The 26,191-nt window shown below is 68.3% G+C and carries 25 protein-coding genes; 10 read left to right on the top strand and 15 right to left on the bottom strand.

Annotated features, from left to right (window positions below; genetic code table 11):
* Positions 1–18: 18 nt before the first annotated feature.
* The 5 genes from ABIC25_RS11235 to leuA all read right to left on the bottom strand — a co-directional run bounded on the left by ABIC25_RS11235 (position 19) and on the right by leuA (position 5,567).
* A complete protein-coding gene (locus ABIC25_RS11235) occupies positions 19–705 on the bottom strand; it encodes a TetR/AcrR family transcriptional regulator (RefSeq protein WP_354561448.1) in 687 nt (228 codons plus the stop codon).
* Entirely contained in the window at positions 698–1,891 is a 1,194-nt protein-coding gene (locus ABIC25_RS11230) for a thiolase family protein (protein WP_354561447.1), read from the bottom strand. The genes ABIC25_RS11235 and ABIC25_RS11230 overlap by 8 nt, the downstream gene beginning before the upstream one ends.
* Before the next feature lie 171 nt (positions 1,892–2,062).
* Positions 2,063–2,383 (bottom strand): putative quinol monooxygenase, encoded by a 321-nt coding sequence (locus ABIC25_RS11225; protein ID WP_004021603.1) that lies wholly within the window; start codon positions 2,381–2,383, stop codon positions 2,063–2,065.
* A gap of 201 nt (positions 2,384–2,584) precedes the next feature.
* A complete protein-coding gene (locus tag ABIC25_RS11220; protein WP_354561445.1) occupies positions 2,585–3,604 on the bottom strand; it encodes an LLM class flavin-dependent oxidoreductase in 1,020 nt (339 codons plus the stop codon).
* Positions 3,605–3,716: 112 nt separating this feature from the next.
* Positions 3,717–5,567 carry a 2-isopropylmalate synthase gene (leuA, locus tag ABIC25_RS11215; protein ID WP_354561444.1) on the bottom strand — a complete coding sequence of 617 codons (1,851 nt, stop codon included), beginning with the start codon at positions 5,565–5,567 and terminating at the stop codon, positions 3,717–3,719.
* 353 nt (positions 5,568–5,920) lie between these two features.
* Between leuA and ABIC25_RS11210 the strand changes: the two genes are divergently transcribed.
* Entirely contained in the window at positions 5,921–7,324 is a 1,404-nt protein-coding gene (locus tag ABIC25_RS11210) for an MFS transporter (protein WP_239401983.1), read from the top strand.
* Between the two features lie 101 nt (positions 7,325–7,425).
* On the opposite strand, the gene ABIC25_RS11205 is transcribed toward ABIC25_RS11210, so the two are convergent.
* The 3 genes from ABIC25_RS11205 to ABIC25_RS11195 all read right to left on the bottom strand — a co-directional run bounded on the left by ABIC25_RS11205 (position 7,426) and on the right by ABIC25_RS11195 (position 10,562).
* The gene (locus tag ABIC25_RS11205; RefSeq protein ID WP_354561443.1) at positions 7,426–8,289 is read right to left on the bottom strand and encodes a glycoside hydrolase family 16 protein; all 864 of its coding nucleotides are present in this window, start codon (positions 8,287–8,289) and stop codon (positions 7,426–7,428) included.
* An 86-nt stretch (positions 8,290–8,375) separates the two neighbouring features.
* Complete coding sequence (locus ABIC25_RS11200) at positions 8,376–8,957, bottom strand: nitroreductase family protein (RefSeq protein WP_354561442.1); 582 nt, start codon at positions 8,955–8,957, stop codon at positions 8,376–8,378.
* A 27-nt stretch (positions 8,958–8,984) separates the two neighbouring features.
* Entirely contained in the window at positions 8,985–10,562 is a 1,578-nt protein-coding gene (locus ABIC25_RS11195) for an MFS transporter (protein WP_354561441.1), read from the bottom strand.
* A gap of 122 nt (positions 10,563–10,684) precedes the next feature.
* Here ABIC25_RS11195 and ABIC25_RS11190 point away from each other — a divergent pair, with 122 nt between their 5' ends.
* On the top strand, positions 10,685–11,347 hold the full coding sequence (locus tag ABIC25_RS11190; RefSeq protein ID WP_354561439.1) for a TetR/AcrR family transcriptional regulator: 663 nt from the start codon (positions 10,685–10,687) through the stop codon (positions 11,345–11,347).
* A 48-nt stretch (positions 11,348–11,395) separates the two neighbouring features.
* Here ABIC25_RS11190 and ABIC25_RS11185 read toward each other — a convergent pair whose 3' ends face one another.
* Positions 11,396–12,709 carry a putative hexosyltransferase gene (locus tag ABIC25_RS11185; protein WP_354561438.1) on the bottom strand — a complete coding sequence of 438 codons (1,314 nt, stop codon included), beginning with the start codon at positions 12,707–12,709 and terminating at the stop codon, positions 11,396–11,398.
* 149 nt (positions 12,710–12,858) lie between these two features.
* Here ABIC25_RS11185 and ABIC25_RS11180 point away from each other — a divergent pair, with 149 nt between their 5' ends.
* Entirely contained in the window at positions 12,859–14,124 is a 1,266-nt protein-coding gene (locus tag ABIC25_RS11180; protein WP_064569710.1) for an aspartate kinase, read from the top strand.
* Between the two features lie 2 nt (positions 14,125–14,126).
* Positions 14,127–15,152, top strand: a complete 1,026-nt coding sequence (locus ABIC25_RS11175) for an aspartate-semialdehyde dehydrogenase (protein WP_354561436.1) — start codon at positions 14,127–14,129, stop codon at positions 15,150–15,152.
* A gap of 67 nt (positions 15,153–15,219) precedes the next feature.
* Here the strand turns inward: ABIC25_RS11175 and ABIC25_RS11170 are convergent, their stop codons facing one another.
* The gene (locus ABIC25_RS11170) at positions 15,220–15,951 is read right to left on the bottom strand and encodes a FadR/GntR family transcriptional regulator (protein ID WP_354561434.1); all 732 of its coding nucleotides are present in this window, start codon (positions 15,949–15,951) and stop codon (positions 15,220–15,222) included.
* 125 nt (positions 15,952–16,076) lie between these two features.
* Here ABIC25_RS11170 and ABIC25_RS11165 point away from each other — a divergent pair, with 125 nt between their 5' ends.
* The 3 genes from ABIC25_RS11165 (at position 16,077) to ABIC25_RS11155 (ending at position 19,535) form a co-directional block, all read left to right on the top strand.
* Entirely contained in the window at positions 16,077–16,592 is a 516-nt protein-coding gene (locus ABIC25_RS11165) for a gluconokinase (RefSeq protein WP_004021626.1), read from the top strand.
* Between the two features lie 2 nt (positions 16,593–16,594).
* Positions 16,595–17,989: a GntP family permease gene (locus ABIC25_RS11160; RefSeq protein WP_354561433.1), complete on the top strand. Its 1,395-nt coding sequence runs from the start codon at positions 16,595–16,597 to the stop codon at positions 17,987–17,989.
* A gap of 133 nt (positions 17,990–18,122) precedes the next feature.
* Positions 18,123–19,535 (top strand): hypothetical protein, encoded by a 1,413-nt coding sequence (locus ABIC25_RS11155; protein WP_354561669.1) that lies wholly within the window; start codon positions 18,123–18,125, stop codon positions 19,533–19,535.
* An 8-nt stretch (positions 19,536–19,543) separates the two neighbouring features.
* Here the strand turns inward: ABIC25_RS11155 and ABIC25_RS11150 are convergent, their stop codons facing one another.
* From ABIC25_RS11150 to ABIC25_RS11130, 5 genes are read right to left on the bottom strand one after another with little or no spacing between them, the layout of a single operon-like run.
* Positions 19,544–20,851, bottom strand: a complete 1,308-nt coding sequence (locus ABIC25_RS11150) for a signal peptidase I (protein ID WP_239401974.1) — start codon at positions 20,849–20,851, stop codon at positions 19,544–19,546.
* Positions 20,844–21,440, bottom strand: coding sequence for a SipW-dependent-type signal peptide-containing protein (locus tag ABIC25_RS11145; protein ID WP_354561432.1), 597 nt, complete (start codon positions 21,438–21,440; stop codon positions 20,844–20,846). The genes ABIC25_RS11150 and ABIC25_RS11145 overlap by 8 nt, the downstream gene beginning before the upstream one ends.
* Complete coding sequence (locus ABIC25_RS11140) at positions 21,437–22,030, bottom strand: signal peptidase I (RefSeq protein ID WP_354561430.1); 594 nt, start codon at positions 22,028–22,030, stop codon at positions 21,437–21,439. Before ABIC25_RS11140 ends, ABIC25_RS11145 begins: the two co-directional genes overlap by 4 nt.
* Positions 22,027–22,590 carry a hypothetical protein gene (locus ABIC25_RS11135; protein WP_354561428.1) on the bottom strand — a complete coding sequence of 188 codons (564 nt, stop codon included), beginning with the start codon at positions 22,588–22,590 and terminating at the stop codon, positions 22,027–22,029. The genes ABIC25_RS11140 and ABIC25_RS11135 overlap by 4 nt, the downstream gene beginning before the upstream one ends.
* A gap of 25 nt (positions 22,591–22,615) precedes the next feature.
* Positions 22,616–23,158, bottom strand: coding sequence for an alternate-type signal peptide domain-containing protein (locus ABIC25_RS11130; RefSeq protein WP_354561427.1), 543 nt, complete (start codon positions 23,156–23,158; stop codon positions 22,616–22,618).
* A gap of 389 nt (positions 23,159–23,547) precedes the next feature.
* Here ABIC25_RS11130 and ABIC25_RS11125 point away from each other — a divergent pair, with 389 nt between their 5' ends.
* The 3 genes from ABIC25_RS11125 to ABIC25_RS11115 all read left to right on the top strand — a co-directional run bounded on the left by ABIC25_RS11125 (position 23,548) and on the right by ABIC25_RS11115 (position 26,128).
* Positions 23,548–24,813 (top strand): lipase family protein, encoded by a 1,266-nt coding sequence (locus ABIC25_RS11125; protein ID WP_354561425.1) that lies wholly within the window; start codon positions 23,548–23,550, stop codon positions 24,811–24,813.
* A gap of 64 nt (positions 24,814–24,877) precedes the next feature.
* Positions 24,878–25,567 (top strand): hypothetical protein, encoded by a 690-nt coding sequence (locus ABIC25_RS11120; RefSeq protein ID WP_004023348.1) that lies wholly within the window; start codon positions 24,878–24,880, stop codon positions 25,565–25,567.
* 129 nt (positions 25,568–25,696) lie between these two features.
* Positions 25,697–26,128: an organic hydroperoxide resistance protein gene (locus ABIC25_RS11115; RefSeq protein ID WP_354561424.1), complete on the top strand. Its 432-nt coding sequence runs from the start codon at positions 25,697–25,699 to the stop codon at positions 26,126–26,128.
* Positions 26,129–26,191: the final 63 nt, after the last annotated feature.

Below are 26,191 nucleotides of genomic sequence, written 5' to 3'. Positions count from 1 at the left end.
TTCGTGAGTGAGTCTGTCTCAGATGTCGGTCGGTGATCGGTCGGCGTCGCTGTGTCCTCGGGCACCGACGACGCGCAGGGAGATCAGGGCGTACGACGCCGCGACCTCGGCCGGTGTCCGGGGACCAGACGGGCGGTACCAGGTGGTCACCGCCTGGCACGCACCGAAGAGATAGCGCAGGACCTCTTTCGGGTCCTCTTCGAAGTGGAACTCGCCCGATTCGACACCGCGCGCGATGACATCGGCGAGCAGGTCCTCGGTTTCGGTGCGCATCGCGACGTAGGTCTCACGTCGCGGATCGTCGGAGTCGAGATGGCGGAACTCGTGGGCAACGCTGGCGAGTTCGAGATCGCTCGTCATGTGCAGGACGATCGACTCGATGGCATTGGACAATTGCTCGCTCGGCGTCCGGCCGGACTGGATGGCCGCACCGACCCATGCCAGCACCGAGGTCATCGCGGCCTCGAGCAGTTCGACGAGGATGCCGAGTTTGTTGTCGTGGTGGTAGTAGAGCGTCGGCAGGGAAACGCCTGCCCGCGAGGCGATGTCGCGGATCGAGGTGCCGTGATAACCGCGCTCGTAGAAGGCGTGCTTGGCCGCGACGAGGGTGGCCGGAAGCGGCACGGGCTCGCGCTCCCGCCAGTCCAGCCCCTCGGTCTCGATCGTCAGCTTCCGGGTGGGAGCCGTCCGCGCCGCCTCAGACACGTTCGATGATGGTGGCGTTGGCCATGCCGGCGCCCTCGCACATGGTCTGGAGGCCGTAGCGGCCGCCGGTCGCCTCGAGATGGTTGACCATCGTCGACAGCAGGCGGGTACCGGACGAACCGAGCGCGTGACCCAGCGAGATGGCACCACCGCGCGGGTTCAGTTTGGCGGGGTCGGCACCGAATTCGTGTGCCCAGGCCAGCGGCACCGGTGCGAACGCCTCGTTGACCTCGTAGGTGTCGATGTCGTCGATGGACAACCCGGATCGCTTGAGCACCTTGTGGGTCGCCGGGATCGGTGCGGTGAGCATGAAGATCGGGTCATCGCCGGCGACCGAGAACGAATGGAAACGCGCGCGCGGGGTGAGCCCCAGCTTGGCGGCCATGGTGTCGCTCATGATGAGCGCACCCGATGCGCCATCGGTCAGCGGTGAGGAGTTGCCCGGCGTGATGAGCCAGTTGATGTCCGGGAAGCGTGCGGCGGTCTCTTCGGTGTAGAAGGACGGGCGCAGACCGGACAGTCCTTCGGCGGTGGTCGTCGCCCGGACGGTTTCGTCGATGCGGTGGGTGACGGTCTCGCCGTTGGCGTCGGTGACGTCGATCGGCAGGACCTCGCGGTCGAAGAAGTCCTCCGCGGCCGCGGCTGCGGCGCGTTGATGCGACTGCGCGGCGAAGGCGTCGAGGGTGTCGCGATCGAACTTCCACTTGGCCGAGATCAATTCGGCCGAGATGCCCTGGTTGACCAGACCCTCGGGGTAGCGCGCGGCGATGCTCGGACCGTACGGGCTCTGTCCGGCGGTGGTGAATCCCATCGGGACGCGGCTCATGGATTCCACGCCCGCTGCGATGACCACGTCGTAGGCGCCGGCGATGATGCCCTGCGCGGCGAAGTGGGCGGCCTGCTGGCTCGATCCGCACTGCCGGTCGACTGTGGTGGCGGGGACGGACTCGGGGAAGCCTGCCGAGAGGAGTGCGGTCCGCGAGATGTTCAGGGCCTGCTCGCCGGCCTGGCCGACGCAGCCGCCGATCACGTCGTCGACGATGGCCGGATCGATGTCGTTGCGCTCGACCAGCGAACGCAACACGTGCGCCAGCAACTCGACGGGCTTGGTCTCCGAGAGCGCCCCACCGGGCTTGCCCTTTCCGGACGCGAGACGGACGACGTCGACGATGACGGCTTCGGGCATGGGGTTCCTCTCGATGGCGCGACGCAGCACAGTGCATGGCACGCGTCACTTTATCTAACGATCGTTATACCCGGTCTAGCACGCCATCAGCAGCGGAATCAAGATCGGGGACCGGTGGACACGACGAAGCCCTCACCCGGTGGTCGGGTGAGGGCGGTTGCCGCGAAAGCGTCAGATAGTGCCTTTGTCGTCCTGACCTGCGGGGACCGCGGTGAATGTGCGGACATCGAGAGGTCCGGCGAGCAGACCGCCGATCGTCTTGCCGAGTTCGGTGAGGGCAGGTGCGGCGCCGTGGGTGGCCAGGGCCTCCATGGATTCCCAGCGCTCGATCATCACCAGATCGGTCGAGTCCCCGGTGGCCTCGTGTAGTGCGTACTTCCCGCAACCGGGCTCATCGTGCACCTGGGGGATGGCCTTGAGGACGGCGTCGCGCACGGCCTGTTCCTCCCCGGCCTTGGGGGAGATGGTGGCGACAACGATCACTTCGGACATTCGTGGTTCTCCATTCGCGATGGGGCTTGGCGTGTATCTCGACAACTCGTCGGTGATGTCCCTCGGACATCGGACCCCCCGCTGACGTTAGGTCAGCGAGTCGACTCCATGTGGCGGTTTCGACACCCCGCGCAGAAGCGCTGCCCCCGAACAGCTTCGCGCGCAGACCGGTGCGACCGGCCGGGGCCGGCGGACGCGGTGTCAGCGCCAGCCGAGCGCCGGCGCGACATAGGTGAGGATCGACTCGAGCACATGCGCGTTGTAGTCCACACCCAGTTGATTCGGCACCGTCAGCAGCAGGGTGTCGGCCGCGGCGATCGCCTCGTCCTCACGTAGTTGCTCGATCAACTTGTCCGGCTCATCGGCGTAGCTGCGGCCGAACCGGGCCACGCTGTTGTCGATCACACCGACCTGGTCCGACTCGGCGCCGCCGCGGCCGAAGTAGGCGCGGTCGTGGTCGTCGACGATGGCGAAGATGCTGCGGCTCACCGACACTCGCGGCTCACGCGGGTGCCCGGCGTCGGCCCAGGCCTTGCGGAAGCGCTGGATCTGTTCGGCCTGCAACTGGTGGAAGGGCACGCCGGTGTCCTCGGTCAGCAGCGTCGAACTCATCAGGTTCATGCCCTGCTGAGCGGTCCACTCAGCCGTTGCCCGGCTCCCGGCACCCCACCAGATGCGATCCCGGAGACCGGGCGACTGCGGCTCGATGGGCAGCAGGCCGGGCGGATTGGGGAACATCGGACGCGGGTTCGGGGTCGCGAAACCCCCGCCCTCGATGACCCGCAGGAAGACCTCGGTGTGTTGACGCGCCATGTCGGCGTCGGTCTCGCCGTCGGGCGGGACGTATCCGAAGTACTTGTACCCGTCGATGACCTGCTCAGGCGATCCACGGCTGATGCCGAGCTGGAGTCGGCCCTCGGAGATGAGATCGGCGGCGCCGGCGTCCTCGGCCATGTACAGCGGATTCTCGTACCGCATGTCGATGACCCCGGTGCCGATCTCGATCCGGCTGGTCTTCGCGCCGATTGCGGCCAGCAGCGGGAACGGCGAGGCGAGCTGTCGGGCGAAGTGGTGGACCCGGAAGTACGCGCCGTCGGCGCCGAGCTCCTCGGCGGCCACTGCCAGGTCGATCGACTGGAGCAAGGTGTCGGCGCCGGACCGCACCTGGGACCCGTGGGCGTCCGACCAGTGGCCGAACGAGAGGAAACCGATGTTCTTCATGACCCTCTAAATGAAACTCCGGTCCGTTTTGTTCCCGCGACCCCGCGACCCCGCGGCCGTTCGGCGGATCGGACCAGATCAGCCGAACGGCGGCGGTTCGAGGAAGGTGGGGTCAGGGCGCCCAGGTGCCCGGGGCGGTCTCGTCGTCGGCGGCCGGCACCGAGACGACCCGGTAGGCGCGGTTCACCGCCGAGACGACTGCACGCAGGCTCGCGGTGGTGATGGACGAGGCGATCCCGACACCCCACACCGTCTCGCCGTTGACCTCGGTCTCCACGTACGCCGCGGCGCTCGCGTCGCCGCCCGCGGTCAGTGCGTGCTCGCTGTAATCGAGCACCCGGACCTCGTAACCGACGGTGCCCAGCGCGTCGACGAACGCCGCCAAGGGTCCGTTGCCCGAGCCGGAGATCTCGCGCTCGTTGCCCTCGACCTTCACCACCGCGGTGATGTGGTCGTCGCCGCCGTCGACCTCCGCGGCGTCGACCTTCTGACGGATGCGCTCCAGCGGCCAGATCGGATGCAGGTAGTTCTCCGCGAAGACGTCCCACATCTCCTTGGGATTGACCTCGCCACCCTCGCCGTCGGTGATCTTCTGGATCTCGCGGCTGAACTCGATCTGCAGACGACGCGGCAGGTTCATGCCGTGGTCGGCCTTCATGATGTAGGCGACGCCACCCTTGCCGGACTGGCTGTTCACCCGGATGACCGCTTCGTAGTTGCGGCCCACGTCCTTGGGGTCGATCGGCAGATACGGGACGGCCCAGGTGATGTCGTCGACGTCGGAATCGGCGTCGTCGGCGTCGACCTTCATCTGGTCGAGGCCCTTGTTGATGGCGTCCTGATGGCTGCCCGAGAAGGCGGTGTAGACCAGGTCTCCGCCGTAGGGATGGCGCTCGGGGACGTTCAGCTGGTTGCAGTACTCGACCGTCCGGCGGATCTCGTCGATGTCGGAGAAGCTGATCTGGGGGTCGACACCGCGGCTGAACATGTTCATGCCGAGGGTGACCAGGCAGACGTTCCCGGTGCGCTCGCCGTTGCCGAACAGGCATCCCTCGATGCGGTCGGCGCCCGCCTGGTAGCCGAGTTCGGCTGCGGCGACGGCGGTTCCGCGGTCGTTGTGGGGGTGCAGGCTCAGGATGACCGAGTCGCGCCGGGCGAGATTGCGGTGCATCCACTCGATCGAGTCGGCGTAGACATTGGGAGTGGCCATCTCGACGGTCGCCGGCAGATTGATGATCATCGGGCGCTCCGGGGTGGGGGCGATGATCTCGGTGACCGCGTCGCACACCTCCTTGGCGAAGCTCAGCTCGGTGCCCGTGTAGGACTCCGGCGAGTATTCGTACCGCCAGTTGGTGTCGGGGTAGTTCTGCTGTACCTCGAGGACCTTGTGCGCGGCGTCGGTCGCGATCTTGGTGATCGCCGCCTTGTCCGCGCGGAACACGACGCGACGCTGCAGGACCGACGTCGAATTGTAGAAGTGGACGATCACGTTGGCCGCGCCGCGGCAGGCGTCGAAGGTGCGCTCGATCAGTTCGTCACGACACTGGGTCAGCACCTGGATCGTGACGTCGTCGGGGATGGCGCCGTCTTCGATGATCTCGCGGACGAAGTCGTAATCGGTCTGGCTGGCCGACGGGAAGCCGACCTCGATCTCCTTGTAGCCCATCCGGACCAGGAGGTCGAACATGCGGCGCTTGCGTGCCGGGCTCATCGGGTCGATGAGTGCCTGGTTGCCGTCGCGGAGGTCGACCGCGCACCACATCGGGGCGGTGGTGATGACCTTGTCGGGCCAGGTGCGGTCGGGAACCGCCACCCTCTCGACCTCGTCGGCGAACTGGCGATAACGATGAACCGGCATCGCGGAGCTGCGCTGCGGGTTCCATGAGGGCTGTCCGGCGGGAATCGGGCCCGCGGGCTCGACGATTCGGCTGGCGCCGGAAGTGAAGCTGTCTGCTGGTGCCATGGTGGTCATTCTCCGTGTGTGGAAGGAAAGTGACCGGCGCGTGATGAGGCCCCGCGACGGAGGGCCGGTCGGTTCAGACCCCGCCGCGGCAACCGAGGAGGAGTGCGCGCTGCATGCGCCCGACTGTACTCCCCGGCGACGAAGTGACCAAAGCTGCAGGTGAGGCCCCAGATCGGTTCCCCCCTCTTCGGGGGGTGCCGCCCCAGCTGCCCGCATTCCAGACTATGACATGCCTCTCAGTCGGCAGCGTGAGTGACGTAATTCATCCATGCGGCCGACGGGGCGCCCGGGTGAGTTGTCGTCCGGGATAGCGCGCCGCCCACGCGGCCGTCTGCAGAAAGGGACGAACGCCAGTGACGACCATCCCCGCCGAGCCCCCGGTGACCGACCCGCCGGAGGGCAAGCGCACAAGCCTTCGACGAGTGGCCGCCGCGAGCTCCATCGGTACGACCATCGAGTTCTACGACTTCTTCATCTACGGCACCGCCGCCGCGCTGGTGTTCCCGACGGTGTTCTTCCCGTCCGCCGACGAGGTCACCGGGACGATCGCCTCCTTCGCGACCTTCGCCGTGGCCTTCTTCGCCCGCCCGGTCGGCGCCATGCTCTTCGGTCACTTCGGCGACCGGATCGGCCGCAAGCGCACCCTGGTGTGGACCCTGCTGATCATGGGACTGGCGACGGTCGCGATCGGACTTCTGCCCGGTTACGAGACCGGTGTGTTCGGCTTCGCCGAATCCGGCATCGGTATCGCGGCCCCCATCCTCCTCGTGTTCCTGCGGTTCCTGCAGGGCTTCGCCGTCGGCGGGGAATGGGCGGGCGCAACACTTCTCACCGCCGAATACGCCCCGCCGGGCAAGCGTGGGCTGTACGCGATGTTCCCTCAGCTCGGCCCGGCCTTCGCGTTCTTCCTCTCGAGCCTGACCTTCCTCATCGCGAGCCTGACCCTCGGCGAGACCAGTTCGGCCTTCCTCGATTACGGCTGGCGGATCCCCTTCATCCTCTCGTTCGCGCTGGTGGCTGTCGGGTTGTGGGTTAGGCTCGCGGTCGCCGAGACCCCGGTGTTCCGGGAGGCGCAGCAGCGCAAGGCGACCGGCGCCGCCACGACCGACGGCCCCGCCCTGCCGTTCCTGGACGCGTTCCGGCACCAGTGGCGCGAGATCCTCATCGCCGGCGGTGCGCTGGCGAGCCTGTTCTCGCTGTTCTACATGGGTACCGCGTTCCTCACGAACTACGGCACCAAGTCGCTGGAGCTGTCGCGGACGTTCGTGCTGACCGCCGGGATGGGTGCGGCCGTGGTGTTCGGTCTGTCGACCGCGGCTTCGGCGGTGTGGTCGGACCGCGTGGGGCGTCGCCGGGTCATCCTCACCTCGTGTGCCATCGCGATTCCGTGGACGCTGGTGCTGTTCCCGATCCTCGAGATCGGCGGCGGCCTGGCATTCGTCGTCGGGCTCCTCGGCACGCTGCTCATCTTCGGCATCGCCTACGGGCCTGCCGGTGCGCTCCTGCCCGAACTGTTCGAGGCGCGGTACCGCTACACCGGTGCGGGAATGGGCTACAACCTGGCCGGCATCCTCGGTGGGGCGATCCCGCCGCTGATCGCCGCCCCGTTGATCGCCGGTCCCGGTGCCATCTGGGTGGGCGTCCTGCTCGCCGGTCTGTCGGCGCTCAGCGTGGTCTGCACGATCATGATCGTCGAGACGAAGGACAAGACCATGCGTGCGTCGGCAACCGACGAGGACCAGGTCTTGGTCGCGTAAACGTCTTGGTTGCGTAAACGACTGTCACCCAACGCATACGCACTCCGCCCCCGAGCCGAACGGCTCGGGGGCGGAGTGTTGTGGGACGAGGGTCGGCGGACTCAGGGGGTGTAGCGCAACCAGTCGACGGTCATCGTCGCCGGACTCGGGGTCGTCGACGACGGTGGGCCGGGCCAGATCCCGCCGACGGCCACGTTGAGCAATGCGTACATCGGCTTGTCGAAGACCCATCGTTCATCGCCGGTGAGGGAGGAACGATTGATTGTGTGGACCGCGTTTCCGTCGATGGTGAAGCGGATCTGCGACGACGTCTTGGTCACGGCATAGACGTGGAAGTCGCCGGGGTCGATGCCGGTGAGGTCGTGGCCCCGCTCCCAGCGGCCGGCGAGGGGGCCCGGCAGGGGGAGTCCGGGCAGCAGGTCGGTGAGTGAGATGTCGAGCGACCCGGTGGCGGTCCCCAGGGCCGTCGGACCGTGTACGCCCACATGCACCCAGTCGGAAGTGTTGATCGTCTCCGCGATGTCGACCTCACCGGCCGCCGGGTATCCGACCGAGTCGATGTCGCTGCCCAGCAACCAGAATGCCGGGTGCAGCCCGCGACCCTGCGGTAGGGAGATACGCGCGGAGATCGTTCCGTAGGTGAACTCGAAGCTGTCCTTGGTGGTCAGCCGGGCCGATGTCCAGCCGCCGGTCGCGGCGCGGCGTGCCTCGATGAGCAGGTTGCCGTTGCCGTCCAGTCGTGAGTTCAGGCGGTCGGCGGTGTAGTTCTGCACCTCGTTGTTGCCCCAGCCGCCGGCGCCGGTCTCGTGCTGCAGCGCCGACGGCAAGGTGCCGGCCGCGCCGTTGAACTCGAGGCTGAAGGGCTCATCGGCGTGGGCGGTCGCCGGCACGGACAATGCCGCAGCGGCCGACAGTGCCGTGACGGCGGCGACGGGAGCGAGGTGCGCTCCCAATCGGCGGAGCATTCCTCGTCGAGGAGGTGTGACAGTCATGCAGAAGAAGTACCACAAGTCACTCCTGTCCCATATGCCTCGTTCGTCACATCCGCCGGTCAGGGGGCCTGCGGGTCGGTGAATGCAGCGCGACCCCACTCGCCGGCGAAGGCGACCTCGCTGAGTGGGAGTCGGGTGCGTGGCTTCTCGTCGCGGGCGCGGATGTCCTCGGGGAGCGACGCCGCGTCGGCGACGAGCACTCCGATGCCGAGCAACACCAGCGGCCGTCGGCCGGCCGGGATCCCGAAAGCGTCTCGGGCGGCCTCGGCGTCGAACCCGGCCATCGGATGAGCGTTGAAACCGAGTGCCTCGGTCTGCAGGATCATCTGGGCGACGGCAAGTCCGCAGTCGACCGCCCCGTAGGTATGGGCCTTCGCGTCGTCGGGGTCATCGGTGGTGCAGACCAGGACCAGCGCCGCCGAGCGCGGCGCCCACCCCGAGTTGCCGCGGGTCAGGACGCCGCTCAGGGCGATGAAGGTCGGGTCGTCGCGCAGGCCCACGATGAACCGCACCGGTTGCACCCGGCCCCAGGTGGGTGCCCAGCGACCGGCGTCGACGATGGTGGTGACGTCGTCGACCGAGATGGTCGCGGCGGGATCGTAGCCGCGGGCGCTCCAGCGCCCCGAGATCAGTTCGTGCATCCGCCCGAGAGTAGTGCGGCGACGCCGTCAGGACCGGGTGTGTGCGGCGCCGACCGAATCACCGTCGGGCAGCTGCACGTCGGCGACCTCGGCCTGCGGATCGGTCGGCTCGTCGCGCATCACGACGAGCAGGATCGTCCCCAGGACGAGCAGGGCGAGACCGCTCGCGAGCGATGCGGCATGCATGCCGTCGACGAACGACTGCTTCGCCGCCGTGGCCAGACCCTCGCCGGCCGGACCCATGTCGGCCGAGCGGTGCAGCGTCTCGCCGAGGGTGTCGCCGAACGCCCAGCCGCGATCGCCGTCCCGGAACACGAGGGTGGCCAGCGATCCGAGAAGCGCCAGACCCATCGCGGTGCCGAGCTCGAAACTCGTCTCCGAGATACCGGATGCGGCGCCCGATCGTTCCGGGGGCACCGAACCGACGACCACGACGGAGACCAGGCTGAACTGGATGCCGTAACCGATGCCCGCGATCGTCGTGCACAGGATGTACACCCAGACCGGAGACGAGGTGCCGAGGGTCAGCATGCCGAGGTTGCCCGCCGCCGCGAGGCCGACGGAACCGACGAAGGCCAACCGGGTGCCCAGGAAGGCGGCGACCCTGGTCGCCCCGATCGAGAACACCGCCACCGCGACGGCCATCGGGAGGCCGGCGATGGCCGCGGCCAGGACGTCGTGGCCCATGACCGACTGGAGATAGACGCCGGTCAGGTAGGACATGCCGCCGAGGGCCATCATGCCGATCAGCGCGACGGCGACCGCGCCGCTGAACTGTGCGTTGCCGAACAGTTTGAGGTCGAGGAGCGGGGACGCGATCCGCCGCTGGTGCAGCAGGAACGCGATGAGCAGAGCCGCACCCACCACGCCCGCGACGACCACGGCCGTCGTGGCGCCGTCGCTCGCCACCGTCTTGACCGCGTAGACCAGCGGGAGGATGCCTGCCATCGAGAGCACGACGCCGAGGACGTCGAAGGGATCGGTGGTCGCAGCCCGGTACTCCGGGATCAGGCGCGGGCCGAAGACGAAGAGCAGGACGAGCACCGGAACGTTGATGAGGAAGACCACGCCCCACCAGAAGTGGTGCAGCAGAACGCCGCCGATGACCGGGCCCACCGCGCTGCCGCCGGCGAACGCCGCGGTCCACACGCCGATCGCGCGACCGCGCTCGCGGGCGTCGGGGAACATGTTGGCGATGAGTGACAGGCTCGACGGCAGCAGGGTCGCGCCGCCGATGCCCATCAGGGCGCGCGCCGCGATCAGGATGCCGGCCGTGGGAGCGAATGCCGCGATGACCGAGGCGACGCCGAAGAGGCCGGCGCCGGCGAGCAGGATGCGACGACGCCCAACGCGGTCGCCGACGTTGCCCATCGTGATGAGCAGTCCGGCGATGAGGAACCCGTAGATGTCGAGAATCCACAGCTGCTGGGCCGCGGACGGCGCGAGCGCGTCGGTGATCGACGGAATGGCGAGGTACAGCACCGAGACGTCCATCGAGACCAGGAACACCGGCAGGGTGAGCACGGCCAGTCCCAGCCACGTTCGTCGGTCGGCGGCACCCGGGGTCGGGTGGAGCCGGTTCGACGGGTCGAGCTGGGCGGACATCGCTTCCTCCTTCGCGGCAGACGACAGCTACCTACGCGTACGGTGTACGCGGGTCAGCGTACGGGGATGAGTACGCTGTACGCAATCGCTTTATTCCCGCCCTGAGCAGGAGGAACCCGGAAGTGACGTCCGACACCTCGAAGCTGTCGCCCGCGACGATCGTGAACGCCGCGATCGCCGTCGCCGATGACGACGGCATCGGATCGCTGTCGATGCGGCGGGTTGCCGAGAAACTCGGGGTCGGTGCGATGTCGCTCTATCGCCACGTCGCGGACAAGGACGCGCTGCTGCAGGCGATGTCGACCGAGGTGGGGCGTCGGTTCCCGTACCCGGTGGACACCGCACCCGGGTGGCGCGCCCGGGTCGAGGTGGCCGTCGACGTCGACTGGGAGCTCTACACGCGGCACCCATGGGTCGTCCTCGCCTACTCGTCGCCCCGGCACAGCTATGGCGAGGATTCGCTGGCGTGCCTCGATTGGCTCGCGGCGGGGTTCCTGGAACTCGGCGTCGGCATCGAACGCGCGACCGACATGGCGCTGTCGGTCTGGAGTTTCGTCCACGGTGTGGCGCTGGTTGCGGTGAGCGACCAACTGCTGCGCGACGACTCGCTGCTCCCGTCCGCCGGACTCGCCGAGGTGATCTCGGGAGAGTCCGAGGTCGAGGTCCCGTCGCACCTCGCCCGTCTGGCCGGGCGGCCCGATGCCGGCCGGCTCCTCGATCCCCGCGCGCGGCTCGACGCCGGGATCGACTACCTCTGCCGGGGATTCGCGGCGTCTGCGGTGTGAGTCCGTGCCCTCGGTACGAGAGGACCCCAGAACCTCAGCGCGGGTGGGTCACATGGCGTGGGGGAACACGGTGAGCATGTGCGCGCCGAACCACGAGCTGCCCACCACGATCGGCACGACGATCAGGCCGGCGACGACCGGTCGCATCCGGGCGAGCGCCATCGCCAGCGGGATCAGCAGGACGAACGCGGGCAGGAGCAGCCGCGGCCTGCTCATCATCAGCCCGCTCGACAGCACGATCTGCGCGACCAGCAGCGAGCCGTAGAGCAGGACCGGCCACGGCATCCGTGACCACACCGCGACGCCGAGCATCGCCAGCGTGCTCAAGACGATCCACGCGGTGGCAACCGGTGCGATCTCGGCCGAGTGCACGAGCATCTCGTTGACGAACCGGAAAGCGGCCTCACCCCAGTCGAACTGGGTGTCCCACCCCTCGGTCTGGATTCGGAACCATCCGGTCGGTGATCCGGTGTGCGCCCACACCACGCAGAGGTATGCGAGATAGCCGAGGGGGCTGATCAGGATGGCGACGATCGCGCGGACCCGTGCCCCTCGGGAGACGGTGGTTCGGCGTGCCTGCCACAGGAACACGACGGCCGCGAGCATCACGACCCCGATCAGGACCGCCGCCGTCGGCCGGCACAACCCGCAGATCGCGGCCACGACGCCGGCGAGGAGCCAGCGCTTCTCGAGGATCCCGACCAGCGCCCACACCGCGAGCGCGCAGAACAGCGCCTCGGTGTAGGCCATGTTCAGCACGATCGACATCGGCGTCGCCGCGAACAGCGCCACCAGGAAGAGTCCGGTGCCCCGCTCGGGGGCCGGGCCGACCGGTGACCGGCGGGCCATGAGTCGCGCGCACACCATGCCCAGGCGTGCCGCGCCGACCGCGGCCACACAACCCAGGAGCAGGTTCACCGTGAGGGCGGCACCGAACGGGCTCAGCCCGGGCAATTTCGCGATCAACCCGACGAGGTACGGATATCCCGGGAAGAAGGCGTAGGCCGTGTCGACGGTGTGCAGCCCCCGTGCGTCGGTGAGGGCGTAGGGCACGCCGTCGTAACCGTGGGTCGCGATCGCGATCATCCACTGCCCGTCCCACACCGCCAGGGAGTCGCCGAGCGTGGTCCCGCGGAGATCGGCGAATCGGGCCAGGACCAGGATGCCGATCGCTCGGATGACGAGGAAGACCAGTAGCGCGTCTAGCCACCAGCGATGTCTGCGGAGGCCGGCGGGCGACGAGCCGACCGGACCGAAGAACGCCGAGGTCAGCGTCCGTAGCCGACGACCCGCGTCGGACCGGCTCCCGGTCCGGCCGTCGGCGCCGCTTCCGGTATCGCCGACGTCGGTAGGGGAGGCCACCCGAGCGATCCTAGGGCGGATCGGATCGTCCGGGTGCCGATGGGTGGCGCGGAGACCAGGTCAGGCCGTCGGGCGTGGTCCCGGTAAGGTTGTCCCGGCAAGTTGACGTCTATGGTCCGGCCGACGCGGCCGGCAGGAGGTAACTCGACGTGGCCCTCGTGGTGCAGAAGTACGGCGGATCCTCGGTCGCAACGGCCGAACGCATCCGTCGCGTCGCCGAGCGGATCGTCGAGACCAAGAAGCAGGGCAACGACGTCGTCGTGGTCGTGTCCGCGATGGGCGACACCACCGATGAGCTGCTCGACCTCGCCCAGCAGGTCAATCCGGCGCCGCCGGCGCGCGAGATGGACATGCTGTTGACCTCGGGTGAGCGGATCTCCAACTCGCTCGTGGCCATGGCGATCAGCTCGATGGGTGCGCAGGCGCAGTCGTTCACCGGCTCGCAGGCCGGCGTGATCACGACGAGCAGCCACGGCAAGGCCAAGATCATCGACGTGACCCCCGGCCGGGTCCGCAGCGCCCTCGACGAGGGCAAGATCGTGCTGGTCGCCGGATTCCAAGGCGTCTCGCAGGACACGAAGGACGTCACCACGCTGGGACGCGGTGGTTCCGACACCACCGCGGTCGCGCTCGCCGCGGCGCTCGAAGCGGATGTCTGCGAGATCTACACCGACGTCGACGGCGTCTACTCCGCGGACCCGCGCATCGTGCCCGACGCCCGCCGGCTGGACACCGTCAGTTTCGAGGAGATGCTCGAACTGGCCGCCTGCGGTGCCAAAGTGCTGATGCTGCGCTGCGTCGAATACGCCCGTCGGTACAACGTTCCCGTTCACGTGCGCTCGTCGTACTCGACCAAACCCGGCACCGTGGTGACCGGATCGATGGAGGACATTCCCGTGGAAGAAGCCATTCTCACCGGCGTCGCACATGATCGCAGCGAGGCCAAGATCACCGTCGTCGGGCTCGACGACAAGCCCGGTTACGCCGCGCGGGTCTTCCGTGCCGTCGCCGACGCCGAGATCAACATCGACATGGTGCTCCAGAACGTCTCGAAGATCGACACCGGCAAGACCGACATCACGTTCACCCTGCCGCGCGAGCTCGGACCGCTCGGTGTCGAGAAGCTCACCAAGCTGCAGCAGGAGATCGGCTTCACCGATCTGCTCTACGACGATCACATCGGCAAGGTCTCGCTGGTGGGTGCGGGCATGAAGTCGCATCCCGGCGTCACCGCCACGTTCTGTGAGGCGCTCAGTGAGGCCGGCGTCAACATCGAGTTGATCTCCACGTCGGAGATCCGTATCTCGGTGCTGTGCCGCGACACCGAACTCGACGACGCGGTGCGCGCCCTGCACGCCGCATTCGACCTCGGCGGCGAAGAAGAAGCCGTCGTCTACGCCGGAACGGGGCGATAGCCATGGGTGTTCGTATCGGAGTCGTGGGTGCGACCGGTCAGGTCGGTGCAGTCATGCGAACCCTGTTGGCCCAGCGCAACTTCCCGGCCGACGAGGTGCGGTTCTTCGCGTCGTCGCGTTCGGCAGGCAAGACGCTGCCGTGGGGCGACGGCGAGATCGTCGTCGAGGACGCCTCGACCGCCGACCCGTCGGGTCTGGACATCGCGCTGTTCTCCGCGGGGGCCACGATGTCCCGCGAGCAGGCGCCGCGGTTCGCCGCGGCCGGCGTGACCGTCATCGACAACTCGTCGGCGTGGCGCAAGGATCCCGATGTGCCGCTGGTGGTCTCGGAGGTCAACGGCGAGCTGGCGAAGAACCCGCCCAAGGGGATCATCGCCAACCCCAACTGCACCACCATGGCCGCGATGCCGGTCCTCAAGCCGCTGCACGACGAGGCCGGCCTCCAGCGACTGATCGTCTCGAGCTACCAGGCTGTCTCGGGCAGTGGCCTGGCCGGTGTCGAGGAACTCGCCGGTCAGGTGCGTGCTGTTGCCGGTGAGGCCGAGAAGCTGGTCCACGACGGATCTGCTGTCGAGTTCCCGGCGCCGAACAAGTACGTCGCGCCGATCGCCTTCAACGTGCTGCCCCTCGCCGGGTCGCTCGTCGACGACGGTTCGGGTGAGACCGACGAGGATCAGAAGCTGCGCAACGAGTCTCGCAAGATCTTGGGCCTCCCAGAGCTGCTCGTGAGCGGCACCTGCGTGCGGGTGCCGGTGTTCACCGGACACTCGCTGTCGATCAACGCCGAGTTCGCGAGTCCGCTGTCGGTGGCGCGCGCCCAGGAGATCCTCGGCGCGGCCGCCGGTGTCGAGCTCGCCGACGTGCCGACGCCACTGGCGGCCGCGGGCAACGACGCGTCGCTCGTGGGCCGGATCCGCCAGGACCCGGGTGTTCCCGACGGCCGCGGACTCGCGCTCTTCATCTCGGGGGACAACCTCCGAAAAGGCGCTGCGCTCAACACCATCCAGATCGCCGAACTGCTGGTCTGAGCGGTCCCTCCCGAGCGGCCTTCGTGGCTCGCTGCGCTCGCACCTCAGGCAGCAAAGCGGTGGCTCGCTACGCTCGCACCTCAGGCGGCAAGGGGGTCTCCTCGGAGACGGCTGCCGCCGCCTCGGTGATGATCGCCCGCATCGACGCCTCCGCGACCTCCGGGTCGCGGAGGCGTATTGCTCTGGCCACGTCGTCGTGCAGTGCGATGGCGGCCGGGTTGGGGGTCGCCGGCATCATCCCGTGATGGGTGCGTCCGGCCAGGACCTCGTTCACCACGCCGGTGAGTGACCGGAACATCTCGTTGCCGCTCGCCTCGAGCAGGGTCCGGTGGAAGACCTTGTCGGCCAACAGGTATGACTCGAGGTCGCCGGTGCGGCCATGCACCGACATGTCCGACACCGCCGCGGCGAGGATGCGGCACTGGTGTTCGTTCGCGCGTTCCGCGGCCAGCGCTGCCGCCACCGGTTCGAAACCACGCCGCAACTCCGACAGTGTCGCCAGGAACTCGGCGCGCTCACCGCCGTCGAGCCGCCACCGGATCAGCCGTGCGTCGAACACGCTCCAGCGCGTCCGCGGTTGGATGGTGATGCCGACGCGCCGCCTCGACTCGACCAGCCCCATCGACTCGAGTACCCGGATCACCTCGCGGGACACTGTCCGGGAGACGCCGTGTTCGGCACTGATGGAGTCGAGGGTCAGCACGCTGCCGGCCGGCTGTGCTCCGGACACGATGCGTCTGCCGATCGCCGCAAGGATCTCCTCGTGTCGTTCGGGTGCGCTTCGTGTGCCCTGACTCACCGTTTCATCTTCTCATTAGTCGAGGTCCGGCCGAATGTGCGTACTTAATGGCAGGACAGGCTTGCAAAAGTATTACTATTGAGGCAGCCTACGTGATCAGCAGCACAATGTCGTGAGGAGTGAACATGCGATCACCGATTGTCGTCATGGGGGTGTCGGGGTCCGGGAAGTCGACGGTCGGAGCAGCGCTGGCGCAGCGTTTGCGCGTGCCGTTCGCCGACGCCGACGACTTCCACCCGGCGGAGAACATCGCCAAGATGTCGGCCGGACAACCGCTCGACGACGACGATCGCGGCCCCTGGCTCGAATCGATCGGGGTCTGGCTGGCCGAGCACGAGAGCGGTGGCGTCATGAGCTGTTCCGCACTCAAGCGCGACTACCGGAACCGCCTCCGCGAGCACGCGCCGGCGACACTGTTCGCCCACCTGGCCGGCTCGGTCGATGTCATCTCGCGACGGCAGGCGTCGCGGCCCGGGCACTTCATGCCCCCGGCACTGCTCGCCTCGCAGTTCGAGACCCTGGAGCCGCTGACCGCGGACGAACGCGGGTTCACCGTCGACGTCGACCAGAGTGTGGACGCCATCGTCGACGAACTGGTCGCGTCCCTGCCTGATACGCACGTTGACGGCGAGGAGAGCTGACGATGTCGACGACGATCACGATCCTCGCCGCCGGTGCGGACCTACCCGAACCCGTTGCCCCCGGTTGGCAACTCATCCTCGCGGCGCTGGCCGGCATCGCCGTCATCGTCGTCGCGATCACGATCGCGAAGGTCCACCCCTTCCTCGCGCTCGTCGGCGGCGGTGCGACGGTCGGCATCGTCGCGGGTGAGTCCATCCCGACGGTCCTCGAGTCGTTCACCGCCGGATTCGGCACCACCGCAGCGGGTGTCGGCATCCTGATCGCACTCGGTGCCATGTTCGCCAAACTCCTGGCGGACTCCGGCGGGGCCGACGAGATCGTCGACACGATCGTCGGTCATGCGTCACCGCGGATGCTGCCGTGGGCGATGGCCCTCGTCGGCGCCATCATCGGGCTGCCGATGTTCTTCGAGATCGGTCTCGTCCTGCTGATGCCGGTGATCTACCTGGTGGCCCGACGATCGGGACTCGGTCTGATCCCGATCGGCATTCCCGCGCTGGCCGGGCTCTCGGCGATGCACGGTTTCGTCCCGCCGCACCCGGGCCCGCTGGTGGCGATCGACGCTCTCGGCGCCGACCTGGGCATGACCCTCGGACTCGGTGTGCTGGTGGCCATTCCGACCATCATCGTGTCCGGACCGCTGTTCGGTGTGCTCGCCGGGAAATGGGTGACGGTCGACGCCCCGACGACCTTCGACGTCGATCCGGCAGACGGCCCGACGACGAAGCGGCCGTCTTTCGCGATCACCATGTTCAGCGTCCTGCTGCCCGTCGTGCTGATGCTGGGCAAAGCCATCGCCGAGATCTTCATCGCCGACGAGGACCAGCCCCTGCGCAAGGTGCTCGACATCCTCGGCACCCCGCTGATCGCGCTGCTGATCGCCGTGATCGTCGCGATGTTCACCCTCGGCCGTGGGTCCGGGATGGACCGCGAGACGATCTCGAAGTGCACGGGTGCGGCGCTGCCCGCCATCGCGGGAATCCTGCTGATCGTCTCGGCCGGTGGCGGATTCAAGGAGGTGCTCGTCGACACGGGTATCGGCACCCTGCTGGCGGACTGGGCCACCGGTGCGAACGTCTCCGTCCTCCTGCTCGCCTGGACCCTCGCGGCACTGATCCGCCTCGCGACCGGTTCGGCGACGGTTGCCACCATCACCGCGTCGTCGCTGATCCTCGGACTGGTCGACGGTATGGGTTCGGGAGAGCTCTCCCTGGTCGTCCTGGCGATCGGTGCCGGCTCGGTGTTCCTGTCGCACGTCAACGACGCCGGCTTCTGGTTGGTGAAGGAGTACTTCGGGATGACCGTCGGCCAGACCTTCAAGACCTGGTCGATGATGGAGACCGTCCTGTCGGTGACCGGACTGATCGTGGTACTCGCTCTCGGCCTGGTCATCTGAGCCGCGCGGCCGCGCCTGAAACCCACCCTCAGCAGCCGGGCCGTCGACATATCGTCGTCGAGCAGTCTGTGGGGGGTGGGTTTCAGAGGCGGATTTCTGCTGGGGTCCGGTAGCTTCACCTTCCATGACGCGGATGAAGCGGGTCTGGACGGCGGTGGTCAGCGGAGTCATGGCGATGGCGGTGGGTCTCGCGTACCCCGCGGTGGCGCAACCGGACTCGCCGAGCGTTGGGCTCGGACCGGCCGACACCTCGCTCATGCACGGCGATCTCGCCTCCACCGACTCTACGTCGCATCGCGGACCCGGCCGCGGTGCCCGGTTGGCCGCCTCCTCCGTCCCCGGCGGAGCCTGTGCGGCGACCTTCGTGGGCCGCGACGGGATGCCGGTCGCGTTGTGCACGCAGTTCGTCGGAACGACGCCGCCCGCATTCGCGGCACCGACGGTCGTCCTCTTCGATCCCCGGACCGCGCAACCGTTGGCGTCGACGCAGCTCACGAAGGGCGGCCTGCTCGGCGGTGTGTACGGCTACCTCGACGACCGTGACCGGGTGGTCGTAGCCGACGGCTCGAACTCGATTCTTCGTGTCGCGCATGCGAAGACGGCGAACGGCTGGCGGGTCTACGTCGATGATCGGGTCGACGTCGGCCAGGCGATCCCGGCGGGTGACGCGATCACCGGCCTGGCGCCGGACTTCGACGGCCGCGTCTGGTTTGCGACCACGGGTGGGGTGGTCGGGACGGTCGACCGGCATCGCGCCGTCCGGTCCACCCGGCTCCCGGCGGGAGAGGAACTGGGCAACGGCCTGTCCATCCGGCGGACCGGTGCGTCGATCCTCACGACGCAGGCGCTGTACGAGATGCGCGCCGACCCGGGCGCGGCACCGCGAGTCGTCTGGCGTCGCGCATATGACCGGGGACCGGCACGCAAACCCGGGCAGCTCACCTGGGGTTCGGGAACGACGCCGACCTATTTCGGTCCGGGCGGCGACGGGTGGGTCGCCATCGTCGACAACGCGGAGCCGCCGAGTCTTCGTGTGCTGCGCAGCGACGACGGTTCCGAGGTTTGCCGGATGCGGGCCTTCGCGAGGTCGGGGCCGGGCACCGAGAATTCGCCGATGGCCTGGGGTAACTCGCTGGTCATCCCGAGTACCCACGGCTACCAGTACCCGCCGATGGCGGTGCGGGGGCCGTCGGTCCCGGCCGATGCCCCGTTCGTCGGCGGCGCCACCCGCATCGATGTCGGCGACGGCGGTTGTCGTCGCGTGTGGGAGAACGACGACCGGATCGCCACGCTTCCCAAGCTGTCTCGCGCGGATGGGCTGATCCATGCGATCGGGTACGGACCTCTCGAGTCGCGCCGCCCCCAACAACTGGGTGAAGTCGTCTACCTCGCAACCGACTTCGCGACGGGGCGGCGGGTGGCGACCGTGCCGGTCGGGGCGGCACCATTCGACGAGCCGCTCGAACTGACCGGAACCATCACCGCGGATGGAACACTGTGGCAGGCGACTCTCGGCCGCATGCTGAAGGTGGCGCCGGGTCGCTGAATCGCCTCTCAGCGATACCCGTCGGCCGTTGTCGGCTCCGAGGTTCGCGAGACATCGGGAACTGCCTGTCCGACTTCGGATTCGCGTGTCGCCGGGGAAGTGGTCGGCGTCGGGGGCGTCGAGGTCTGTGGGCCATCGGTCGGTGAGGCCGGGTCCGTGGACGGCTCGGTCGACGATGATCCCGGGGTCTGCGACGCCGAACTCGGCGAGCCGGATTCGCTCGGGGTCGTGCTCGACACGGACGGGGCGGTGCGGGCCTGACGTCCGGGTGCTGCCCCGGGACTCGTCACCGTCCCCGGCGTCGCGCACGACGAACTCAAGACAGCCTTCGTGATCCGATGGGTCAGTGTGGGACTCGGCGAGATCCAGAAGTTCCCCACGCGGGAGACGAGATGAACCGTCGTCGAGCTGGGGAGCAGATCCAGGAGACCCGCACTCACCGTGTAGCTGACGGTCCCCGACGCCTGGGCCGGTAGGTCCTGGGTACTGAGCAGGAGACCGGTCGTCGTGGCCCGGAACTCGAGCCGGTAACCGAACGCGGGCCCGACCACCGGCCAGCTCAAGAGGGCGCTCGTCAGCAGTGTTCCCTGGGTCGCACAGGTGAAGCTCGCCGGCCGGGGCGCGGTGCCCAGCGTCATCGTCACCTGGCCGACCGTCCGGTCCGTCATTCCCGCTCGGGCGGCACCGGGCGGCGAGGCGACAATCAACGTCGCCGACAGCGCACCGACGAGGACGATCGGCATCCCGGCATGCGTGGCGCGTCCGGGGACGCCGGGGTGCGGTGCGGCCGCCCGGTGCCGACCGCTGCTGCGTCTGCGCCGGTGGGGTCCGAACACGGCGATGAGCAGCCAGACCGCCAGGACGATGCCCGCCGCGCGGGCAGCGGGCGTCGACGACCACGCGACGGCATAACCGAGATAGGGGACATCGGCCATCACGCGCTCGACGTCGGTGACGACATACGGGGTGAGGTCGGGTTCGGTGTTCGCGTCACCCTTCAGTACGAGCGCCACCGAATTGCCCGCGCCGGCATCCACGTTCACCACCCGGTGGGTGATCCGATTGCCGTTGTCGGCGGTCACGCTCACGACGTCACCCGGCTCGACCGCGCCGGCCGGGACCTCGCGAGCGAGGGCGAGGGAACCGACGGGGATCGCCGGCTCCATCGATCCGGACCGGAAGACGAGTGGTGTGATGCCGAACAGCACGGCCGAGAAGGCCAGGCACATACAGACCACGCCCGCGACGGCACCGACGCTCAGCGCGACGTCGGTTCCTCGCCCGGGCCGGCGACCGGGGGTGACGGGCTCAGGCATTCGCCACCCCGGTGCCGTCGAAGGTGAACAGGACGCCGCCGGTTGCGGCCTGGGTGGCATTCGATGCCGTTGCGGGCAGCGTGAACTGAAGGCACAGGATCTCGGCTCCGGTGCCGGCCGCGAGTGGGCCGCGCGTACCGAGGATGGCGGCGTCGGCGCCGGTCAGCGGCATGGTGGGAACCGTGGGGGTGCCGGTGCAGGTCGATCCCGAGATGGTGCCGCCGACCACGACGGCGAGTTGTACCGCGGTACCGGCCGTGCCCGTCCCTCGGACCTTGGTCGTGTAGGTCGCGGCGACATTGCCCCGACTCTGGACGGTGACACGTACGGCGGCGGATTGTCCGGGCAGCAGCGCCGACCCGAGTGGCACCGACAGCGGCGCGGCCTGAGTCGCGTTCACGTTGTCGAGCCACAGATCGACGGTGCCGGTGGTGAAGGTCCCGGAGGTGGTCGTCGTGGTTGCCGACCAGGCGGCCAGTGTCCCGACTGTGCCGAGTCCGAGAACGATCCCGACCGACAGCACCGCACGGACGCGGGTCGACCGCAGGAATCGTCCGAACCCGCGCGCGGCCGCGCGCATCGTGCTCATCGCGGCGCGGATCCGGTCGACACCCGCCGCCTGTCGACGACCGCACCGACGAGCTGAACGGCGGCATAGAGCCCGAGGGCGCCCGCCATGACGGTCACCACCAGAACGCGAGTGTCTCCGGTGAGCCAGTTGTTGACGTGACCGAGGTACGGGATCGAGTACCACACCGCTCCGCGGATCTGGGCCGGCTCCGCGGACCCGGGGTCGGGCTGTGGGTTGTTGTCGCCCTGCGTCGTATACGTACGTCCGCCGGTACTGTCCATGCCCGTGGCGATGATCCGATGCGTGACGACTGCGGGTTCGCCCGACCGGATCTGGAAGGTGATCACCTCGCCGACCGGCAGGCGGTTCGTGTCCGAGTCCCGGACCACGACAAGCGTGCCCGGTGGATAGGTGGGTCGCATCGACTCCGTCAGCACCGTGTACGGCTGGGCGTTGCCGACGAGTGGGATCACGACGAGCGCCAGGACCAGTGCCGAGACCGCGAACACGAGTAGCCAGGTGACGATCGTGCTGACCCACCACCAGGGTCCGGTGCGCGACGGATCCGCCTCCGTGATCGACCGAGTGTCGGTGTGCCGGTGGCTCATACCTGCTCCGCCCGGAAGCCGAAGACGTGGGTGTAGGTGGCCGGTTCGGCCCCGGCGACGGAGATCAGCGTGCTCCGGACGCACCAGGTGTCCTGCGCCCCGGCGGCCAGGGTGCGGAACGCCGATGCGACGGTCGAGACGGAGCCGACGCCCGACAGCGTCGGGAAGGCGCTCGTCGGCCCGAGAGCCGATGTTGCCGTACAGGTTCCACCGATTGCCCCGGCGAGGGTCACCGTGACCGTCGACGCCGTCGACACCTGTGGGCCGGCGGAGGTCAATCGGTACCGCAGTGGCGTCGTCCCCGTGTTGACGATCGCCAGCGGCGCCTGCCGGAACTGGTTCGGGACGAGAGCCGCTCCGGTCAGCTCGGGAAAGGTGTAGACGTTGTCGGCTCCCGAGCCGGTGGCGAGGGCCAGTCGGCCGGTGGCCACCTGGCCGGGAGCCGACGACGCGGTCTCGGTCCAGTACGCCCCGGTCGAGCGCACCGACACCGCGATCAGGACGACCACCACCGCGAGCGCGACCGCGCCCGCGACGGGCCCGAACACGTGGCGCGACATGCGCATCCGTCGTCGTCGAGGTCGCTCAGGCGCGTTCCTGCTGCAGGGTCACCTGCAGCTGCGAGAGGTTGACCGTCGAGTTGATCCCCACCTGATCGGGGGTGCCGCGATCGAAGTCCACCGTGACGGTGACGTCAACGGTCTTTCCGTTGTCGGCCGTCGTGATCACGCTGCTCGGAATGGGCGCGCCGCCGAAGGTCGCGGTGTTCGTGACCGTCACCCAATCCGTCAGCGCTGCCGGAATGACGTTGGTGCCCTGATTCGTCGTGGTGATGCGCGCGGTCAGGTTGTCGCCGACCGCCGCGACCCGGTAGCTCGCGGTGAACTGCAGGACGTCACCGGGCACCATCCGGAAGGTCGCCGGATCGATGTCGACCGGGGCCGCGGCATTCGAGACATCCTGCCACTGACCCGCATTCACTGCTGTCAGGTCGAGCGTTCCGGTCTGGACGTCGCCGGAGTCGGTGGTCTCGCTGTCGCTCCACAGGGCGTAGGTGCCCAGGCCGCCCAGCAACAGCAGCACGGCCGCCACCGCTGCGAACAGACCCTTGCTGACCTTCTTGTTCACTTTTCGCCTCTCGTCGTGGTGTGCCGATTCGCCCGAGAAACCGATCGAAATGGGGTCGGAATCGACCTGAGAAATGTACCGATCCGAATTCGAGGCTATTCGTATGAATGGGTGAGGGAAAAGTGCCGGTCATTCTTTTTGGGGAACGCGAGCGAAATTGCGCATTATTCAATCACGAGACCGTAACGAATTCATTCGCTGCACTGAAATGACCGGGCCCCTTGGGGAGGATGTTCGGCCCACCGCGTCGGGACTCCGTCGTCGGCTGCTCCCCCGGATGCCGGAGTGGGGAACTCCTGGTGCCCGGACCCCCGACGCGATGCCAGTCACCTGACTCAAGTTACTGTGGGGTAGGTTACACAGCCATGAACGTGAGGTCGGGGAAGAACATGACTCATCGCAGGACATCGAGACGCATCGTCGGTGTCGCCGGCGCGTTGGTGGCGGCCTGTGCCGCATCCTTGGTTCCGGCTGCGGCCGGGACCGCTGCCGCGGCGGATTTCTACAGCCCACCGGCCCGGTATGCATCCGAGCCGGGTTCGGTGATCCGCAGCCAGTCGAGTCCGCTGCTGCTCCAGATCCCCGGGATGGCCGGTCAGTGGCCGGGGACGGCGCGCACCGTGATGTACACCTCGCGTCGTTCCGACGGGACACCCGTCCCGGTCACCGGCACCGTCGTCGAGCCCACCGCGCCGTGGCGCGGCAAGGGTCCGCGACCGACTCTGGTCGTCGGTTCCGGAACGATCGGTCAGGGCGACCAGTGCGCCCCGTCGAAGCTGATGGGTCTGCCGATGGCGGTCGACCTCACGAAGCCGAGCATCTCGGTCAACTACACGGCACCTGAGATGTACTACATGCTCGTCCACGGCGTGCGGGTCTTCGTCACCGATTACGTCGGGATGGGCACGCCCGGTGTGCACACCTACGTCAACCGCGCCGAGTCCGGACAGGCCATGCTCGACGGTGCGCGGGCCGCGCTCGACCTCTCGGGCGCGCCCGCCGATGCGCCGGTCGGCTTCGCCGGGTACTCGCAAGGCGGGGGAGCCGCGGCGTCGGCCGCCGAACTCGCCGAGACCTACGCGCCCGAGCTGAACGTCCGCGCCACCTATGCCGGCGCACCCCCGGCCGACCTGGAGAAGGTCATCCCGGCGATCGACGGCACCACCATCGCGGGTGCGATCGGTTTCGCGATCAACGGACTGACCGAGCGGTATCCGAACGTCGCCGACGTGGTGCGCCGAGAGACCAATCCGACCGGCAAGGCCGCACTGAAGCAGATCTCGACGAGTTGTATCGGCGACATCATCCCGGCCTTCGGTTTCCGCCGCGTCGAGACGTGGACGCGAACCGGTGAGACGCTGTCAGCCCTCATCGCGCGATCGCCGGGGCTGCAGGACGTGGTCCGGCAACAGCGGATCGGACGCCTGAAGCCGAACGCGCCCGTCTTCGTCGAAGGCGGACTGCACGACGACGTGATCCCGTACGGCCAGGTCGCGCAGCTCGCCGCGGACTGGCGGGCGCAGGGCGCCGACGTCACCTTCGTCACCGATCCCACCCCGCCCATCCTGACCAAGTCGATCGTCAACCACGTCGTGCCCATGCTCGGGACATTCGTGCCCGGGATGGAATTCGTACTGACCGAGTTCCGGAAATAGGCCGCACGTTGTCGGGCGGTTCTCGGCGCTGGAGGGCCGCCGGGGCGAGTGGCAGGATCGGGGCATGACGGATCCGAAGGACCCGACCGGCGGGACGTCCGGCGACCCGGCCGGGCGTGACCCCGACCGTGTCCCGAGCCAGGCCGAGCTGGATGCCGAGGACCTGGCCGCCCTCGAACGATCCTCCCGAGACCGGGACCAGGCGGCGCTCTATCCGGCCCGGCCCGGCGATCCCGGACGGCCACCGGATGCGCTCGCCGTGCACGCACGGATCGTGTGGTGGGGCGCTGCGGTGATCGGGTTGGTGCTGACGATCTACGGCTTCTTCAACCTGGGGACCATCACCGACGACCTGCGTGGCCGGTTGCTGGAAGGAGTGGTGGCCGACCCGGCGAACTCCGCCCCGGAGAGCGAGGTCGATACGCTCGCCGGGTTCTTCCCGCCGTTCATGCTGGTGATGATCATCGTCGTGCTCGCCATCGAGTACGCGTGCCTGGTCACCGCTGCCACACAGCACAGCCGCCACCTCCGGAACTTCTTCCTGGCTGCCGTCGTCGTGCACCTGTTGTGCATCCCCGTCGGCGTCGACCTCCTCTTCCGGTACCCGGACGTGTCGTCGACCATGGTCGTCCTGAGCTATGCGCAATTCGTTCTGCTCGTGGTCGCCGCCCTCTGCACCCTGCGTCGCCCGGTCAACCAATGGCTACCGGAGTCGACCCGGATGAAGCCGACGCGGATGATGCGCGGACGCTGAGCCGGTTGCGGAGACCGGTGTCGCGACCATCACGTCGCCGACGGCGGTGTCGCCGGAATGTTCGGTGAACGGAACGGGTTGGAACGACCGTTGGCCCGAACCCGCACTGAGCATCCAGGAGGATCTCGAATGGCAATCGAACCGGTGTACACCATCTCGTCGAAGGCGTCCGGCGGTGGACGCGACGGCGAAGTCGTCTCGGCAAGCGGCCAGATCGACCTGGACCTGCGCCCGCCGAAGGAACTCGGTGGCAACGGCGAGGGAACCAATCCGGAGGAGTTGTTCTCCGCGGGCTACGCGGCCTGCTTCCTGAGCGCGCTTCGTGCCACGGCCAAGCAGGCGGACACCTCGGTCCCCGACGGGGCAACCGTGGACGTGACCGTCGGAATCGGGAAAGACCCCGCGGACAACGGATTCGGGCTCACCGTCGCCATCGAGGTGTCGCTGCCCGGCCTCGATGAGGCCAAGGCCAAGGAGCTCGCCGACCTCGCGTACACGTTCTGCCCGTACTCGAAGGCGACCAAGGGCAACATCGACTCCGCGGTCACCGTCCGCGTCTGACCGCGTCGCACAGCGCAGTCGGAGCACGACTGCGACCAGCTATGACAAGAAGGGAGTTCTTGA

It is taken from the genome of Gordonia sp. PvP123 (genome assembly GCF_040547295.1).
GTDB classification, from domain to species: Bacteria; Actinomycetota; Actinomycetes; order Mycobacteriales; family Mycobacteriaceae; genus Gordonia; species Gordonia terrae.
This window is presented reverse-complemented; position numbering and strand designations above follow the sequence as displayed.

Coding starts and splice junctions, on each gene's coding strand:
- ABIC25_RS11230 (WP_354561447.1), bottom strand. CDS start 1,891: ATGCCCGAAGCCGTCATCGTCGACGTCGTCCGTCTCGCGTCCGGAAAG.
- ABIC25_RS11225 (WP_004021603.1), bottom strand. CDS start 2,383: ATGTCCGAAGTGATCGTTGTCGCCACCATCTCCCCCAAGGCCGGGGAG.
- ABIC25_RS11220 (WP_354561445.1), bottom strand. CDS start 3,604: ATGAAGAACATCGGTTTCCTCTCGTTCGGCCACTGGTCGGACGCCCAC.
- leuA (WP_354561444.1), bottom strand. CDS start 5,567: ATGGCACCAGCAGACAGCTTCACTTCCGGCGCCAGCCGAATCGTCGAG.
- ABIC25_RS11205 (WP_354561443.1), bottom strand. CDS start 8,289: ATGCTCCGCCGATTGGGAGCGCACCTCGCTCCCGTCGCCGCCGTCACG.
- ABIC25_RS11200 (WP_354561442.1), bottom strand. CDS start 8,957: ATGCACGAACTGATCTCGGGGCGCTGGAGCGCCCGCGGCTACGATCCC.
- ABIC25_RS11195 (WP_354561441.1), bottom strand. CDS start 10,562: ATGTCCGCCCAGCTCGACCCGTCGAACCGGCTCCACCCGACCCCGGGT.
- ABIC25_RS11175 (WP_354561436.1), top strand. CDS start 14,127: ATGGGTGTTCGTATCGGAGTCGTGGGTGCGACCGGTCAGGTCGGTGCA.
- ABIC25_RS11165 (WP_004021626.1), top strand. CDS start 16,077: ATGCGATCACCGATTGTCGTCATGGGGGTGTCGGGGTCCGGGAAGTCG.
- ABIC25_RS11160 (WP_354561433.1), top strand. CDS start 16,595: ATGTCGACGACGATCACGATCCTCGCCGCCGGTGCGGACCTACCCGAA.
- ABIC25_RS11155 (WP_354561669.1), top strand. CDS start 18,123: ATGAAGCGGGTCTGGACGGCGGTGGTCAGCGGAGTCATGGCGATGGCG.
- ABIC25_RS11150 (WP_239401974.1), bottom strand. CDS start 20,851: ATGCCTGAGCCCGTCACCCCCGGTCGCCGGCCCGGGCGAGGAACCGAC.
- ABIC25_RS11145 (WP_354561432.1), bottom strand. CDS start 21,440: ATGAGCACGATGCGCGCGGCCGCGCGCGGGTTCGGACGATTCCTGCGG.
- ABIC25_RS11140 (WP_354561430.1), bottom strand. CDS start 22,030: ATGAGCCACCGGCACACCGACACTCGGTCGATCACGGAGGCGGATCCG.
- ABIC25_RS11135 (WP_354561428.1), bottom strand. CDS start 22,590: ATGTCGCGCCACGTGTTCGGGCCCGTCGCGGGCGCGGTCGCGCTCGCG.
- ABIC25_RS11125 (WP_354561425.1), top strand. CDS start 23,548: ATGACTCATCGCAGGACATCGAGACGCATCGTCGGTGTCGCCGGCGCG.
- ABIC25_RS11120 (WP_004023348.1), top strand. CDS start 24,878: ATGACGGATCCGAAGGACCCGACCGGCGGGACGTCCGGCGACCCGGCC.
- ABIC25_RS11115 (WP_354561424.1), top strand. CDS start 25,697: ATGGCAATCGAACCGGTGTACACCATCTCGTCGAAGGCGTCCGGCGGT.